General features: G+C 61.2%; 11 protein-coding genes. 7 read left to right on the top strand and 4 right to left on the bottom strand.

All coding sequences use genetic code 11. The features are described from left to right. Nucleotides 1–132: 132 nt before the first annotated feature. From HGP14_RS19075 to HGP14_RS19060, 4 genes are all read right to left on the bottom strand, one after another. A complete protein-coding gene (locus HGP14_RS19075; RefSeq protein ID WP_168831456.1) occupies nt 133–1,650 on the bottom strand; it encodes a tripartite tricarboxylate transporter permease in 1,518 nt (505 codons plus the stop codon). An 11-nt stretch (nt 1,651–1,661) separates the two neighbouring features. Continuing rightward, complete coding sequence (locus HGP14_RS19070) at nt 1,662–2,153, bottom strand: tripartite tricarboxylate transporter TctB family protein (RefSeq protein WP_168831455.1); 492 nt, start codon at nt 2,151–2,153, stop codon at nt 1,662–1,664. Further along, nucleotides 2,150–3,094, bottom strand: a complete 945-nt coding sequence (locus HGP14_RS19065) for a tripartite tricarboxylate transporter substrate binding protein (protein ID WP_168831454.1) — start codon at nt 3,092–3,094, stop codon at nt 2,150–2,152. The genes HGP14_RS19070 and HGP14_RS19065 overlap by 4 nt, the downstream gene beginning before the upstream one ends. Before the next feature lie 242 nt (nt 3,095–3,336). Next, a complete protein-coding gene (locus HGP14_RS19060) occupies nt 3,337–4,383 on the bottom strand; it encodes an ABC transporter substrate-binding protein (protein ID WP_168831640.1) in 1,047 nt (348 codons plus the stop codon). A 206-nt stretch (nt 4,384–4,589) separates the two neighbouring features. On the opposite strand from HGP14_RS19060, the gene HGP14_RS19055 reads away from it, so the two are divergent. The 7 genes from HGP14_RS19055 (at nt 4,590) to glgB (ending at nt 16,407) form a co-directional block, all read left to right on the top strand. Further along, a complete protein-coding gene (locus tag HGP14_RS19055) occupies nt 4,590–5,267 on the top strand; it encodes a response regulator transcription factor (RefSeq protein WP_168831453.1) in 678 nt (225 codons plus the stop codon). Next, nucleotides 5,264–6,646: a sensor histidine kinase gene (locus tag HGP14_RS19050; RefSeq protein WP_168831452.1), complete on the top strand. Its 1,383-nt coding sequence runs from the start codon at nt 5,264–5,266 to the stop codon at nt 6,644–6,646. Before HGP14_RS19055 ends, HGP14_RS19050 begins: the two co-directional genes overlap by 4 nt. Nucleotides 6,647–6,734: 88 nt before the next feature. After that, nucleotides 6,735–9,155 (top strand): circularly permuted type 2 ATP-grasp protein, encoded by a 2,421-nt coding sequence (locus HGP14_RS19045; RefSeq protein WP_168831451.1) that lies wholly within the window; start codon nt 6,735–6,737, stop codon nt 9,153–9,155. Then, nucleotides 9,152–10,039, top strand: coding sequence for a transglutaminase family protein (locus tag HGP14_RS19040; RefSeq protein ID WP_168831450.1), 888 nt, complete (start codon nt 9,152–9,154; stop codon nt 10,037–10,039). The genes HGP14_RS19045 and HGP14_RS19040 overlap by 4 nt, the downstream gene beginning before the upstream one ends. Nucleotides 10,040–10,308: 269 nt before the next feature. Next, nucleotides 10,309–11,463, top strand: coding sequence for a VWA domain-containing protein (locus HGP14_RS19035; protein WP_246704509.1), 1,155 nt, complete (start codon nt 10,309–10,311; stop codon nt 11,461–11,463). A gap of 277 nt (nt 11,464–11,740) precedes the next feature. Then, nucleotides 11,741–14,203, top strand: a complete 2,463-nt coding sequence (locus HGP14_RS19030) for a glycogen/starch/alpha-glucan phosphorylase (protein WP_168831448.1) — start codon at nt 11,741–11,743, stop codon at nt 14,201–14,203. Next, entirely contained in the window at nt 14,200–16,407 is a 2,208-nt protein-coding gene (glgB, locus tag HGP14_RS19025; RefSeq protein ID WP_168831447.1) for a 1,4-alpha-glucan branching protein GlgB, read from the top strand. The genes HGP14_RS19030 and glgB overlap by 4 nt, the downstream gene beginning before the upstream one ends. Nucleotides 16,408–16,414 lie beyond the last annotated feature (7 nt).

The raw sequence follows: 16,414 nt of genomic DNA, 5'->3' as shown, positions 1-16,414 counted from the left end.
GTTGTTGACACGTGGTATATGGTGCACCGCAACATTTTCCACAAGTCGCGGAAATTCAGGCCAGCCATGCAAAAACAAGCGGCCGGTCCGTGTTTCAGGGCCGGCCGCAAGACAGAGTCGTCGGGTTGCTTCTTAGTCTTCGCTTGCCGCAAGCTGCGAGAGAACCTCACCCCTGCCGCGCAACCGCAGGATCAGCGGAACAAGGAATGCGGCAGCCGCGAGGATCAACAAGCCCGCGGCGATCGGCGACATGACAAGCGCCGTCACATCGCCCTGGCTGATGGCCAGCGCGCGGCGCAGCTGCTGTTCGGCAAGCGGCCCCAGGATCAGGCCGACGATGGCCGGCGCGATCGGATAGCCGAATACCCGCATGATGTAACCGAGCACGCCGAAGGCGAGCAGCATCCCAAGTTCGAAGACCGAGGGGTTAGCGCCGATCGTACCGAGCGTCGCAAACAGCAGGATGCCGGCGTAGAGCCACGGCTTCGGAATGGTCAGCAGGCGGACCCAAAGCCCGATCAGCGGCAGGTTCAGCACCAGCAGCATCGCGTTGGCAATCAAAAGGCTGGCGATCAGGCCCCAGACAATTTGCGGATTATTGGCAAACAGAAGCGGCCCGGGCTGCAAGCCATATTGCTGGAAGCCGGCGAGCATAATCGCGGCTGTGGCAGTTGTCGGCAAGCCAAGGGTCAGAAGCGGAACCAGCGTCCCGGCGGCTGACGCGTTGTTGGCGGCCTCTGGACCCGCCACGCCTTCAATGGCGCCGTTGCCGAACTCTTCGGGGTGCTTGGTCAGGCGCTTTTCGGCGGCATAGGAAAGGAAGGTGCCGATTTCCGCGCCCCCGGCCGGCATGGCGCCGATCGGAAAGCCGATCAGGGTGCCGCGCAGCCAGGCTTTCCAGGAGCGTGCCCAATCCTGCGCACTCATCCACAACGAACCCTTGACGGCCTCGACTGTGTCTTCGCCGTGGTTGCCCTGCGCGGCAATATAGAGCGCCTCCCCAATCGCGAACATCGCAACGGCGAGCGTCGTCACCTCGACGCCGTCGAGCAGATCGGGAATGCCGAAGGTCAGGCGCGCCTGGCCGGTCTGCAGATCGATGCCGATCATCGCAAGCGTAAAGCCGACGAACAGCGAAGTGAGACCCCTGAGAGCCGAATCCCCAAAGGCCGAAGAAACGGTGACGAAGGCGAGAACCATCAGCGCGAAATATTCCCGCGGACCGAAAACCAGCGCGAGCTTGACGATATAGGGCGCGATGAAGGCAAGCCCGAGCGTGGCAATGAGACCGGCCACGAAGGAGCCTATGGCGGCGGTTGCGAGCGCCGGACCGCCCCTGCCCGCGCGGGCCATCTTGTTACCTTCGAGAGCGGTGACGATCGAGGCGCTCTCGCCCGGCGTATTCAGCAGAATCGAGGTCGTCGAGCCGCCATACATGCCGCCGTAGTAGATGCCGGCGAACATGATGAGCGATCCGCCCGGATCGAGCTTGTAGGTAACCGGCAGCAGAAGCGCCACCGTCAATGCCGGACCAATGCCCGGCAGGACGCCAACGGCGGTGCCCAGCGTAACGCCGATCAATGCGTAAAGCAGATTCATCGGCTGCATAGCGACCAGGATACCCTGGAAGAGGAATTCGAAAGTGCTCATGATGAATGCACCTAGAAGAACAGATGTTCGAGCGGACCTGCGGGCAGCGTCAGTTTCAGCAGCTGCGAGAAGATCGTCCAGACGATGAAGCTGATGACGATGCCGACGGGAATCGAAACCCAGAGCTGCCGTTTGCCGAAGCCACGCGCCGTCAGGGCGAAGAGAAGGCCGGTCGCGATCGAGAAGCCGGCGATCCGCAAGAAGATCATCTGACAGGCAAGACCCGCGACAATCCACACGACCGGCGGCAGTTCCTGCTTCTCGCGCTCCGGAAAATCGCCCCGCCAGGCCTCGAGCGCCGTCCAGATTGCGAGTCCGATCAGCCCGAGTGCTACGACCGTTGGAGCGGTTGCCGGCCCCATGCGCGCATATTGGGCGATCGCCCTCATATGCGAGACGTCCCAGAGGATGACCCCGGCCACCACTAAAAGACAGAGAGCGATGACCAGCGCCGCCCAGTCAGGGCGGCGCTTCGTGACCACAGTGGACTTACCCACGCTCATTGAACCAGTCCGATGTCTTTGAGAATGCCTTCGGTGGCCGCAACGTCCTTCTCAAGCTGCGCCTTGAAGGCGTCGCCGGAGAGATAGCTGTCCTGCCAGCCCTTGGTCTTAAGGACCTCCTGCCAGGCTGGCGACTTGGAAAGCTTATCGAAATCGGCGGTGATAGCAGCTGTCTGATCAGCCGAGAGGCCCGGAGCAGCCGCAACCATGCGCCAGTTTTCCACGGATACGTCGACCCCGGCTTCCTTCAGCGTCGGCGCGTCGATCCCTTCGATACGCTTGTCGCTCGATACGGCGAGCAGGCGCAACTGGCCGGCCTTGATCTGCGATTCGAATTCGCCGTAGCCGGAAATGCCCGCCGTCACCTGGCCGCCAAGGATGGCCGCAAGCGCTTCGCCACCGCCCGAGAAGGCGACGTAGTTGATCTTCGTCGGATCGACGCCGGCCGCCTTGGCGATCAGACCAACAGCGATATGGTCGGTACCGCCTGCCGAACCGCCGCCCCAGGAGACCGCACCCGGTTCCGCTTTCAGCTTGGCGACAAGATCGCCCAACGTCTTGATGTCCGACGCTGCCGGTACGACGATTGCCTCATATTCGCCGGTCAGGCGTGCGATCGGCGTGACGTCCTTCAGTGTGATGGGCGACTTGTTGGTCAGGATTGCGCCGACCATGACATAGCCGCCGACGATCAGTGCATTCGGATTGCCGCTGTTCTGGCTGGTGAACTGAGCAAGTCCGATGGTGCCGCCAGCGCCCGGAATGTTCTGAACCTGAACATTGCCGGAAATGCCCTCCTGCTGCAGGACTGTCTGCAGGGAACGGGCCGTCTGGTCCCAGCCGCCGCCAGGAGCGGCCGGCGCCATTATGGTGTAGTCGGCCGAATAGGCCGGCAGCGCGATGGCGGCTGCGAAAAGCGTGGCAAGGAAAGTATGCTTCACGATGTGTCCTCCATGATCGCGGTGAGTGCCGCGTAATGTCTTCAAGGGAATCGGGAAGCGTTGCCTGCGAAGAACATGCTTGTCCGCAATAGCGACGGAAACTCCTCCCGAAACTTCAACTCTCCGCCTCCACGGAGAAGAAGTGCCGAAAACGCACCACAACAAGCTGTCATTTAGCTGACATCGGCGGCATATCCACCGCCACGGGCACTTTTTTGCCGCAATTGTTCAGTGTGCGGCCCCTATTGTGTCCGCAGCACCTCGTTCCAATGCGCGATGAGCCGCGCGCGCTTGACCTGGTCGAGATAGACCATCAAGCCCGGACTGACCGGAACGGGCCGGAGCTGTGACCCGAGAAGCTCCTGCAGCGTGTTCGCCGTATTCTCGCCGGCGACCTCAGGACTGACGGCGGGAATCTGCAGTTCGCGGGCCATGATCGTCTGCCCCTCCTTGGACATGAAGAAGGAGAGATATAGACGCCCGAGCTCCGGTTCGGCCGCCGCCTGCGGTACCAGGCCGATCCTCGACATCACGACGGTATAATCTTTCGGCAGCACGATGCCGACGTTGGGGTCGCGAGATGCCCAGTCCGCGGCATACGAGCCGAGGATGTTGTAACCAAGCACGAAGCGGCCATCGGCGACCCGTTCCAGGATTGCCGAACTCGTCGAATAAAGCTTGACGCCTGTGGCCCCCATCGCCCTGATGACCGACCAGATATCCCCGAACTGCTCCTGATCGCGGGCCATGAAGAGAAAACCGACGCCAGAGCGCTCGATGTCGTAGGTGCCGATCCGCCCGTAGACCGCATTGCCTTTGCGCTTCAGATAGTCGACGAATTCCGCCCGCGAACTCGGCACCGGCTCATGCGCGAAGCTCGGCTTGTGATAGACGAAGACCGCCGGCTCGAAGGTCAGCGCATAAGCCGTGTTCCGCCAGTTCGCCCATTTCGGCCACAGCCCGCTCATCGGCAGATTACTGACCTGCGCATATCCATCGTTGGAAAGCTTCACCTGGAGGTCCATCGCCGAGGAAAAGGCGAAATCCGCCGTCTTCTTTCCGGCATCCGTCTCCCGCACGATCCTGTCATAGATCTCGCCGGTCAGCATGTCTTCATAGCGGACCGCTACGTCAGGATTTGCGTCCTGAAAGCCGTGGATCATCGGCTGGGCCAGCGGTTCGTCGAGCGACGAATAGACCGTCAGCACCCGCGCATCGGTCTTGCCGGATTTCGCAGCGTAAAAGGTCTGGTCCGCCGCCGCTAAACCGGGACAGAGCAGAAGTAGCAGAACAAGAAGGCTCCTCATGCCCGGAGAATGCATCACAGCGCCTCGCCGGGCAAGCACGACGGATGCGGCCGGGTCGTTTGCGTCTGCAGCAACATTGTCAAATATGAATCCTCTGATGCGCTGATGATTTCATCCGTCGGGTCTTGCTGCTGATGACATCGCCCTCCACGGGGGTTAATCTCTGCTAGATAATCAGGAATCCGTCCGTGCGCATTCTCCTCACCGAAGACAATATCGCCCTGGCCGATGGCCTGTCTGCGATCTTGCGTGGTACGGGACATGCCGTGGATGTCGTCCATGACGGCGCATCTGCCAATGCGGTCATTGCAGCCGAACATTTCGATCTCGTGATCCTTGACCTCAACCTGCCGGAAATGGACGGGCTGGAAGTGTTGCGCAACATGCGCGCACGCCAGAACCAGGCTGCAGTCTTGATCCTGACCGCGCGGGGAGCGCCGGAGGAGCGGGTCAAGGGGCTCGATCTCGGCGCCGACGATTACCTCATCAAGCCCTTCGACATTGGTGAATTCGAGGCACGTGTTCGCGTGCTGCTCCGACGCCAGGCCGGTTTGCATTCGGCGACGGTGATGTACGGCTGCGTTTCATTCGACCTCAAGTCCCGCACCTTCTCCGTTGGCAGCACGCAGCTTGACATACCCGCCCGCGAAGTCGGATTGCTGGAAATCCTCTTCATGCGTGCCGGCAAGGTCGTTGCGAAGGAGGCGATCATGCAGTCGCTGACCGCCTTCGACGACGACATTTCCACCAATGCGATCGAGCAATATGTCAGCCGGCTCCGCAAGCGCCTTGCGCCGCATGGACTGACCGTGAAAACCGCGCGCGGCATCGGCTACTACCTCGACAAGCTGACCGAGGCCTCATGAGAGCCGCCTACTCGCTCAGGCGCCGGCTGCTCTTCTGGCTGCTCATCTCCACCGCCATCATCGGCATGCTGGCCCTTGCCGATACATACCGCGAGGCGGTCGATACCTCGAACATCGTTTCGGACCGTGTCCTCGCCGGTTCGGCACTTGCCATTGCCGAACGCGTGGTCGTGGCGGAAGACGGCTCGCTGGAGGTGGATATTCCCTATGTCGCGCTGGAAATGCTGACGTCCGCCGCTCAGGACCGGGTGTTCTACCGCGTCGACGGTCCGCCGGGCAGGTTCATCACCGGCTATCAGTTGCTTCCGGTTATCAAGGAAGCCAAAGGCGAAGGCGCTGTCTTCGCCGACGATAAGTTCCAAGGCGAGCCGATCCGTGTCGCGACGCTGCAGCGCTCGGCCTCGACCGGCATCCGCTCGGTTCCCTTCGCCGTCACCGTAGCGGAAACGACCCTTGCCCGCCGGCATCTGGCGCAGGCGATTCTCTTTCGCTCGGCGCTTCGTCTTGGCTTCATGATTGCCGGAGCGGCTGTGATCGTCTGGATCTCGGTCACGGTGGCGCTCCGCCCGCTCTACAATCTGCGGGACGCGATCGGCGAGCGCAGCCCGGATGACCTGCATCCCATCGAGCAATCGGTGCCGAGCGAGGTTCAGCCGCTGGTGGATACGGTAAACAGCTTCATGGTGCGCCTGCAGTCGGCCCTTGAGGCGCTGCGGAATTTCACCGGCAATGCGAGCCACCAGTTGCGTACGCCGCTTGCAATCATCCGAACCCAGCTTGCGCTCTCCGCCCGTGCGGGAACGCTGGCTGAAGCGCAAGATTCGGCGTTAAAGGGCGATCAGGCAGTTGCGCATGCCGAGCGCATCCTCGCGCAGCTTCTGCTGATGGCAAAGATCGATGCCGCAACGGCCAAGGAGGCCCTGGCCACCTCTGCCATGGATGTTGCCGCAATCGCTCAGGAGATCACGGGCGAGCTGATCCCCGCCGCCGCCGAGGCCGGTATCGACCTGGGTTTTGAGGGCGATGGACCAGCAATGATCCGCGCCGAACCCCTCCTGATCGGCGAGCTATTGCGCAATCTTGCGGGCAACGCCATCGCCTATGCCGGCAAAGGCGCCGAGGTTACCGTGCGAATTGCGCAGGACGGCGAGACCGTGCGCCTCGAGGTCGAAGACAATGGTCCCGGAATCGCATCGGAGAAGCTTGAAGCGGTGCGCCGCCGCTTCTCGCGCGGCAACGAGTCGGGCACGCCCGGCGCCGGTCTCGGCCTGCCGATCGTTGACGAAATAGCCAACCTTTTCAATGCAAAGCTCACGCTTTTGCCGGGTGCGGGCGGCCGTGGGCTCAAAGCCGCGGTGGCTTTCGCAAGAGTGTCGTAACGGCTTCGCTGCGTTAGCCGTTTCGCCTTGCTTTCCATCGCTGCATTGCACACTATTCCCTCGGCGGGCATTTGAAGAGCTAGGGTGAATGGGCAAGAAACCGGCAACGGAAAAACGCAAGAGCGAGATTCGCGATCGTGCCGGCAACGAGGCGGTCTTCGGCTACGCGCCGCTCCCTAGCGCTGCCGATGAGATGGTCGATAACAACGGCGCCATTCGCCCTGTCTGGCAGCGCTTCCTTGCAAACTTTGGGGAAATTCCTGCAAACGAGCTGACCGAGCGCTTCGCCCGGGCCGACCGCTATCTCCGCGATGCCGGTGTGTTCTACCGCGCTTACGGCAGCAAGGGCACCGGCGAGCGCTCCTGGCCGCTGTCGCACATTCCGGTATTGATCGACGAGCGTGAATGGCAGGCACTTTCCGCCGGCCTCGTGCAGCGCGCCGATCTGCTTGAAGCGATCATCGCCGATATCTATAGCGACAACAAACTGGTGGAAGAGGGATACCTGCCGCCCGGGCTGATCGCCTCCAATCCGGAATTCCAGCGCCCGCTTGCGGGCATAAAGCCGGCGTCCGGTCATTACCTGCATTTCTGTGCCTTCGAGATCGGGCGTGGGCCGGATGGAGATTGGTGGGTTCTCGCCGATCGCACGCAGGCGCCCTCAGGGGCAGGTTTCGCGCTCGAAAACCGGGTTGCCACCACGCGTGCCTTCTCTGATATCTATGCCGAGACCCCTGTTCACCGTCTCGCCTCGTTCTTCGGCGCCTTCCGCGATGCGTTGCAGACCATGAAGCACTCCGGCGACGATCGCATCGGCGTTCTGACCCCCGGCCCGGCAAACGAGACCTATTACGAACACGCCTATATCGCCCGCTATCTCGGCTTCATGCTGCTCGAAGGCGAGGATCTCGCGGTGGTCAATGGCCGTGTCATGGTGCGTACGGTCGCCGGCCTGAAGCCGATCGGCGTGCTCTGGCGCCGCCTCGATTCCGCCTATGCCGATCCGCTGGAACTCGACCAGAATTCGCGCATCGGCACTCCGGGCCTGGTCGAGGCGCTTCGCGCAGAATCGGTGACGATCGTCAACGCGCTCGGGACCGGCATTCTCGAGACCCGCGCACTGCCCGCCTTCATGCCGACGGTCTGCCACCGGTTATTTGGAGAGAAGCTAAAGCTGCCATCGATCGCTACGTGGTGGTGCGGCCAGAAAGAAGAACGCGAACACGTCGCAAGAAATATCGAGAAGATGGTGATCGGACCCGCCTATTCGCGCGCCCCCTTCTTCGATGATCGCGGTGAGTCCGTTCTGGGCTCCTCACTCCGCTCGACGGCAAAGGATTCGATTACCGACTGGCTGAATTCCGATGGCCCGAAACTCGTCGGCCAGGAAGTCGTCACACTCTCCACCACACCGGCTTGGGTCGACGGCAAGCTGACGCCGCGGCCGATGTCGCTGCGCGTCTTCGCCGCCCGCACCGCCCGCGGCTGGCAGATCATGCCGGGCGGCTTTGCCCGCATTGGCTCCGGCGATGACGTAGCCGCGATCGCAATGCAGGCGGGCGGAGCGGCGGCGGACGTCTGGATTGTCAGCGACAAGCCGGTCGAGCGCTATACCTTGCTCCCCGCAGAAGGAAGCTTCACCCGCAACATGCCGGGCAGCCTGCCAAGCCGGGCGGCCGACAATCTCTTCTGGCTCGGCCGCTATATCGAGCGCGCCGAGGGCGCGCTTCGCATCCTTCGCGCCTGGCATGCCCGCTACGCCGAGGCCGCCGATCCGAGCCAGCCACTGCTGGCCGACGTTTCGAAATACCTTGTCGCCGTCGACATCGACACCGATGAGCCGGTGCCGGAAACGCTGCTGCGCAACATCGAGAGCGCCGTCTATTCCGCCAGCAACATACGCGATCGTTTCTCGCCCGACGGCTGGCTGGCGCTCAACGATCTTGCCAAGACCGCGCGCCGCTTTCACGCCACCGTCACAGCCGGCGACGACGCCAGCCATGCGATGACCATCCTGTTGCGCAAGCTTGCGGGCTTCGCCGGTCTCGTGCACGAAAACATGTACCGCTTCACCGGCTGGCGGTTTCTTTCGCTCGGACGCTACATCGAGCGCGGGCTGCACATGACGCGCCTTCTCGGCTACATGTCGGGACCCGATGCCCCGGATGGCGCACTGGATATGCTGCTCGAAATCGGCGACAGCGTGATGACCCACCGGCGCCGGTACAACGTCAATACGGCCCGCCTGACCGTCACCGACCTTCTGGCGCTCGATCCGCTCAACCCGCGTTCGGTTCTCTTCCAGATGAACGAAATCCACCGAGAGGCCGAGCAACTGCCGAACGCCTTCGTCAACGGGCAGATGTCGCCATTTTACCGCGAAACCATGCGCCTGCATTCCGGCCTTGCCGTCATGACGCCGGAGGCGATGACGAGCGAGATCTACAAAAAGATGGAACGTGAGCTGAAGCAGCTATCCGACCTTCTTGCCCAGACCTACCTAGGGTGACCGCGGTGCTCTACGATCTAACCCTGCACATGGGATACACCTACGACACACCCGCCTCGGGAGCGCGTCATATCATGCGGCTGATGCCGCTTTCGCTGCCTGACCGCCAGCGCCTGGTTGCAGGCTCGATCACCATTTCTCCCACGCCGGACGAGCAATCGCACTTCACCGACTTCTTCCGCCACCCTGCAACCTCCTTCCGGCTGCGGTTGCCGCACGATAGCCTGGACATCCGTATGCAGGCCCGTGTCCAAGTCGACAGCCATTCCATTGCCGCCGACTTCTCGCCGGCTCTTCCGGACCTGCCGCAAGAAATCGCCGGCGTCTGGTCGCTCCAGCCCGAGTCACCACACCACTTCCTTGGCAACAGTCCACGCCTCATCGACACCCGCGCCATCTCCGACTACGCCAGAAGCTGCGCTCGGCCCGGCCTCACCGTTCTCCAGATCGCCAATGCATTATGCACCGGTATCAACAGGGATTTCACCTACGATCCGGAAGCAACGACGGTGGATTCCACCCCGCTCGAGGCGTTCGAACTTAGACGCGGGGTCTGCCAGGATTTCACCCATGTGATGATCGTGGCGCTCCGCAGCCTCGGCATCCCGGCAGGCTATGTCTCCGGTTTCCTGCGAACCATCCCGCCACCCGGCAAGGAGCGGCTCGAAGGCGCGGACGCGATGCATGCCTGGGTTCGCGTCTGGTGCGGCGCGACGCTGGGCTGGATCGAACTGGACCCGACAAACGACATGCCCGCTGGCACTGACCACATCGTCGTCGCCTACGGTCGCGACTATTCCGACGTCGCCCCCGTCATCGGCGTGTTGAAGAGCTCCGGCAATCATCGCTCCGTCCAGGCGGTCGACGTTATTCCGATCCAGTGATCGCCTGCATCAATCCACCATAGTGTTAATGCACGAAACCACCGAAGATGTGTTTCGCAAGAAGGCCATCCCGCAAAAACAATAGATCATGTATCGAAATCGTCCGTTCCCTCTAATTTTAGCGACTGTTTTAAAACCCTCGGTAACAACCATCCTGTAAGCATTGAGACACAATGTTCCTCTTGCTTTCGGGTGACATGATGTCCGCCTTATCTTCGCTTCTCGCCAGCGGTCGCCACATACTGCGTGATCGTTCCGGAAATTTCGCCATGATGACGGCGATTCTCATGCCGGTTCTCATCGGCGCCGCAGGGCTAGCCGTCGACATCACGAACGCAGCGCTGTCGCAGCAACAATTACAGGAAGCGTCCGATGCTGCGGCGCTCGCTACCGCATCGGCTCTTGCCGATGGAAAGATCACGACCGCCAATGCGCAGGACTTCGCCAAGGACTTCCTGGCGGGTGAGATGGCCAACTTCCTCGACTCGACGGCAGCAGCAGCCATGAAGGACGGCATAACGGTCAATGCCCAGCAAACGACCTCCGGCAAATCGACGCTCTACAATGTCAGCGTATCCAGCACCTACGCGCTGCAACTCAGCGGCCTTGCCAGCGTGCTTGGCTACAAGACGACGAATGTCGGCGCGTCGAGCAGCGCCCAAGGCGGCTCCGGTCCCGACCAGAATGCCCACAATGCGCTGTCGATGATCCTGGCGCTCGATGAATCGGGCTCAATGGCCTACAATACCGACACAGTCGCGAGCCAGAAATGCATCAAGTACAATAGCTCCGGCACGAAGTGCAAGGAGTACGATACGACCTATGTGAAGAAGATCGCAGCGCTCAAGACGGCTGCCGGCGCTCTTTTCGACGCGCTCGACAATGCCGATCCGACAGGCGATCTCGTACGCACCGGCGCTGTCTCCTATACACACGTCGTGAAAGGTCAGACCTCTCCCACCATGGCCTGGGGAACCACGGCTGCACGCAAGTATGTGAACGACATGCCTGCCAACCCGCAGGGCGGCACCGATGCAACGGGCGCGATGACGATCGCCGATACGGCCGTCAAGAAGGCGCCCGACGGAGGCGATGCCGAAGCAGCTGCCCAGGCCGCGAAGAATAATACGAACGTCGAGCGTTACATCGTGTTGATGAGCGACGGCGAGATGACCGGCAACAGCAACCAGTGGAACTCGGCGCTCGACCAAACCGTCCGCCAGAAGTGCGCGACCGCCAAGACCGACGGCATCACAATCTTCACCGTTGCCTTCATGGCGCCGGACAAAGGGAAGAGCTTGCTGCAATACTGCGCCTCCTCGCCCGCCAACTACTACGAGCCGAACACGATGGAAGGGCTCGTGAAAGACTTCGAGAGCATCGCGCAGGCGGCCACGAAGACGACGACGCGCCTGACCAACTGACCGCTCTTTTCGCACTCCAACAAAAAAGCCGCTCCGGAACAAACCGGAGCGGCTTTTCGTTTAGCGCTGATCCCGCATCTGAGCGGGAAAACCAATTGAAATCAACTCCCTCATGCCAGCAAATGTGAAGGTTCTGCAAATTTTTCCGCCGTCTAAATCTCTTTGTTGCAAGTGCGTCGTAACGGTGCATAAACTGCCCTGACCGGCGTGCGTAGATAAATCGATAGTATCGGGCGTAACGTCCTGAATTGAAATGACAAATTGGCGAGATATGACGATGAACACCGTTACCAAGCCGACCATCCCCTCCCCCGCTCCACGCAGTTCACGGCCGGAAATCCTCGCCGAAGAGATCATCGAACGCCTGACGTACCGCATCGGCAAGGATGCAAAAGTCGCCAAGCCGCACGATTGGCTGACGGCCACTATTCTCGTCGTTCGCGACCGCATCATCGACAAATGGATGGAATCGACCCGCAACGTCTACGCGACAGGTGCCAAGCGCGTTTACTATCTGTCGCTCGAGTTCTTGATCGGCCGCCTGATGCGCGATGCCGTCACGAACATGGGCTTGATGGAGGAGGTTCGCGATGCGCTGGCCTCGTTGGGCGTCGATATCAACGTCATCGCCGGGCTTGAGCCGGATGCCGCGCTTGGCAATGGCGGTCTCGGCCGTCTCGCTGCCTGTTTCATGGAAAGCATGGCGACGGTTGACGTGCCGGCCTATGGCTATGGCATCCGCTATGTGCACGGCCTCTTCCGCCAGCAGCTTGCCGACGGCTGGCAGGTGGAACTGCCCGAAAACTGGCTTGCCCACGGCAATCCCTGGGAGTTCGAACGCCGCGAAAGCTCTTATGAAATCGGCTTCGGCGGCACCGTCGACGTCGCCACCAGCACGGAAGGCGAGCCGCGCTATGTGTGGAAGCCGGCAGAGCGCGTCATCGCCGCCGCCTTCGATACGCCGGCCGTCGGCTGGCGGGGCAAGCGCGTCAATACGCTGCGTCTCTGGTCGGCGCAGCCGATCGACCCGATTCTGCTGGACGCCTTCAATGCCGGCGACCATATCGGCGCCCTGCGCGAGAGCAACAAGGCGGAAAGCCTGACCCGCGTGCTCTATCCGGCAGACGCCACGCCGGCCGGTCAGGAACTGCGCCTTCGCCAGGAATTTTTCTTCTCCTCCGCTTCGCTTCAGGACATCCTGCGCCGCCATCTGCAGCAATATGACGATTTCACCTCGCTGCCGGATAAGGTGGCGATCCAGCTCAACGACACGCATCCCGCCGTCTCGGTCGCCGAGCTGACGCGCCTGCTCTGCGACGTCCATGGCATGGACTTCGAGCAGGCCTTTGACATCGTCCGCCGCACGATCTCCTACACCAACCACACGCTGCTGCCGGAAGCTCTCGAGACGTGGCCCATTCCGCTCTTTGAGCGGCTGCTGCCGCGTCATATGCAGCTGATCTACGCGATCAATGCCAAGATTCTTCTGGAAGCCCGCAAAGAGAGAAAGTTTTCCGATACCGAAATCCGCGCGATCTCACTGGTCGACGAAAGCGGCGAGCGCCGCGTGCGCATGGGCAATCTCGCCTTTGTCGGATCCCATTCGGTCAATGGCGTTTCCGCTTTGCATACCGAACTCATGAAGGTCACGGTCTTTGCCGACCTGCACAAGCTTTATCCCGACCGCATCAACAACAAGACGAACGGCATTACGCCGCGCCGCTGGCTGCAGCAATGCAACCCCGGACTGACCAGCCTTATCCGCGAAACAATCGGCGACGAATTCCTCGACGACGCCGAGAAGCTCAAGCCTCTCGAAAAATTCGCCACGGATCCAAGCTTCCAGGAAAAATTCGCTGCTGTAAAACGCGCGAACAAGGTGGCGCTCTCCAATCTTGTCGCAAGCCGCATGGGCGTGAAGCTCGATCCTTCGGCAATGTTCGACATTCAGATCAAGCGCATTCACGAGTATAAGCGCCAGCTGCTGAACGTTGTCGAGGCGGTGGCCCTCTACGATCAGATCCGCTCGCATCCTGAACTGGACTGGGTGCCGCGGGTAAAGCTTTTCGCCGGCAAGGCGGCACCGAGCTATCACAACGCCAAACTCATCATCAAACTCATCAACGACGTAGCCCGCACAATCAACAACGACCCGGCGGTCCGCGGCCTCCTGAAGGTGGTCTTCGTGCCCAACTACAACGTCTCGCTTGCCGAGGTCATGGTTCCGGCTGCTGATCTGTCGGAACAGATTTCGACGGCCGGCATGGAAGCTTCGGGCACCGGCAACATGAAGTTTGCTCTGAACGGGGCGCTGACGATCGGCACCTTGGACGGCGCGAACGTCGAAATGCGCGACCATGTCGGCGCGGAGAACATCATCATCTTTGGCCTGCGTGCCGATGAAGTCGCCAAGATCCGCAGCGACGGACACAATCCGCGTGCGATCATTGACAGCTCGCGTGAGCTGTCGCAGGCGCTGGCCGCAATCGCGGGAGGCGTCTTCTCGCCGGATGACCGCAACCGCTACGCCCAGCTGATCGATGGTATTTATTCGCACGACTGGTTCATGGTCGCAGCCGACTTCGATGCCTATGCCGCCGCCCAGCGAGAGGTGGATCAGCTCTGGACCGAGCCGTCCTCCTGGTATGCCAAGACCATCAACAATACCGCGCGCATGGGCTGGTTCTCCTCCGACCGCGCGATCCGGCAGTATGCCAAGGAAATCTGGAGAGCTGGATGAAGACGCCGAAATCCGCCCGTGAGGCAAAGCGTCCCTGGGAAATTTCGGCAGACGAGATAGCGGCAATCCTTGCAGGCTCGCACGCAAACCCGTTTGCTGTGCTGGGTATCCACGAGGCAGGCGAGAGCTATGCCGCGCGCTGCTTCATTCCGGGTGCCGAAGAAGTCACCGCCTTGACGCTCGACGGCAGCATCATCGGCGAACTGACGCAACTCCACCCCGAAGGCTTTTTTGCGGGTCCCGTATCGCTGACGAAACTACAACCGGTGCGCTACCGCGCCAGGCGCGGCGATGCGGAATGGGCTGTCACCGACCCCTACAGCTTCGGCCCTGTCCTTGGTCCGATGGACGACTACTACGTTCGCGAGGGCTCGCATCTTCGGCTTTTCGACAAGTTGGGGGCGCACTGGATCAAGCATGAAGGAGCGCAGGGCATTCATTTCGCCGTCTGGGCGCCGAATGCCCAACGCGTATCCGTGGTCGGCGATTTCAACAATTGGGACGGCCGCCGCCATGTGATGCGCTTCCGCGCCGGCGCCGGAATTTGGGAAATCTTCGCACCCGATGTGCCGACAGGCGTTGCTTACAAGTTCGAGATACGCGGTCACGATGGCGTTCTGCTGCCACTGAAGGCCGATCCATTTGCCCGGCGCAGCGAATTGCGCCCGAAGACGGCCTCCGTCGCAGCTCCCGAACTGCTGCAGGAATGGCAGGACGATGCCCACCTCAAGCATTGGAGTGAGACCGACAAGCGCCGTCAGCCGATCTCGATCTATGAGGTGCATGCCGGCTCATGGCAGCGCCGGCAGGATGGCTCGTTCCTCTCCTGGGATGAGCTCGCCAACAGCCTCATCCCCTATTGCGTCGACATGGGCTTCACTCATATCGAGTTCCTTCCGATCACCGAACATCCCTACGATCCGTCCTGGGGATACCAGACCACCGGCCTTTACGCGCCGACCGCCCGTTTCGGTGAGCCGGAAGGTTTTGCCCGTTTCGTCAACGGCTGCCACAAAGTCGGTATCGGCGTCATCCTCGACTGGGTGCCGGCGCACTTTCCGACCGACGAACATGGACTCGGCTGGTTCGACGGTACTGCGCTTTACGAGCATGAGGACCCGCGCAAGGGTTTCCATCCCGACTGGAACACAGCAATCTACAACTTCGGCCGCACCGAGGTTCAATCCTATCTCGTCAACAATGCGCTTTACTGGGCCGAGAAATTTCATCTCGACGGCCTGCGCGTCGATGCCGTCGCCTCGATGCTCTACCTCGATTATTCGCGAAACCATGGCGAGTGGATCCCGAACGAGTATGGCGGCAACGAGAACCTGGAGGCCGTCCGTTTCCTTCAGGACATGAATACCCGCATCTACGCGGAGCATCCGGGTGTCATGACCATTGCTGAAGAATCGACCTCCTGGCCGAAAGTCTCGCAGCCTGTACATGAAGGGGGCCTCGGCTTCGGCTTCAAATGGAACATGGGCTTCATGCACGACACGCTGAGCTACATGAAGCGCGATCCGGTGCACCGCAGGCATCATCACAACGAACTGACCTTCGGCCTGCTTTACGCCTATTCGGAGAACTTTGTTCTGCCGCTCTCCCACGACGAAGTGGTGCACGGCAAAGGCTCGCTGATTGCCAAGATGCCCGGCGACGACTGGCAGAAATTCGCAAACCTGCGCGCCTATTATGCCTTCATGTGGGGCTATCCGGGTAAGAAGCTGCTCTTCATGGGGCAGGAATTCGCCCAATGGAGCGAATGGAGCGAGGCAACCTCGCTCGATTGGAACCTGCTGCAATACCGCATGCATGAAGGCATGCGCCGCTTGGTGCGCGATCTCAACCTCACCTACCGCTCCAAACCAGCGCTGCACGCCCGCGACTGCGAGGGCGATGGCTTCGAATGGCTGGTTGCCGACGATCACGAGAACTCCGTCTTTGCATGGCTACGCAAGGCGCCGGACCAGAAGCCGATTGCCGTCATCACCAATTTCACGCCGATCTACCGCGAGAACTATTCCATCCGCCTGCCCTTCGATGGCCGCTGGCGGGAAATCCTGAACACCGATGCCGACATTTACGGCGGCAGCGGCAAGGGCAATGGGGGGCGCGTGCAGGCCGTAAATGCAGGCGGCAACGTAAGCGCCGTGATCACCCTGCCGCCGCTGGCAACGATCATGCTTGAACCTGAGATTTGAGAACTGG

The organism is Rhizobium sp. P32RR-XVIII, assembly GCF_012641395.1.
Classification (GTDB): Bacteria; Pseudomonadota; Alphaproteobacteria; order Rhizobiales; family Rhizobiaceae; genus Rhizobium.
Note: the sequence above shows the minus strand (reverse complement) of the source record. Positions and strands in the feature narration are given on the sequence as shown.

Bases quoted from the DNA above. Each gene is read 5' to 3' on its own strand.
- HGP14_RS19030 (WP_168831448.1), top strand. From the start codon at position 11,741: ATGAACACCGTTACCAAGCCGACCATCCCCTCCCCCGCTCCACGCAGT.
- HGP14_RS19075 (WP_168831456.1), bottom strand. From the start codon at position 1,650: ATGAGCACTTTCGAATTCCTCTTCCAGGGTATCCTGGTCGCTATGCAG.
- HGP14_RS19045 (WP_168831451.1), top strand. From the start codon at position 6,735: ATGGGCAAGAAACCGGCAACGGAAAAACGCAAGAGCGAGATTCGCGAT.
- HGP14_RS19035 (WP_246704509.1), top strand. From the start codon at position 10,309: ATGATGACGGCGATTCTCATGCCGGTTCTCATCGGCGCCGCAGGGCTA.
- glgB (WP_168831447.1), top strand. From the start codon at position 14,200: ATGAAGACGCCGAAATCCGCCCGTGAGGCAAAGCGTCCCTGGGAAATT.
- HGP14_RS19070 (WP_168831455.1), bottom strand. From the start codon at position 2,153: ATGAGCGTGGGTAAGTCCACTGTGGTCACGAAGCGCCGCCCTGACTGG.
- HGP14_RS19050 (WP_168831452.1), top strand. From the start codon at position 5,264: ATGAGAGCCGCCTACTCGCTCAGGCGCCGGCTGCTCTTCTGGCTGCTC.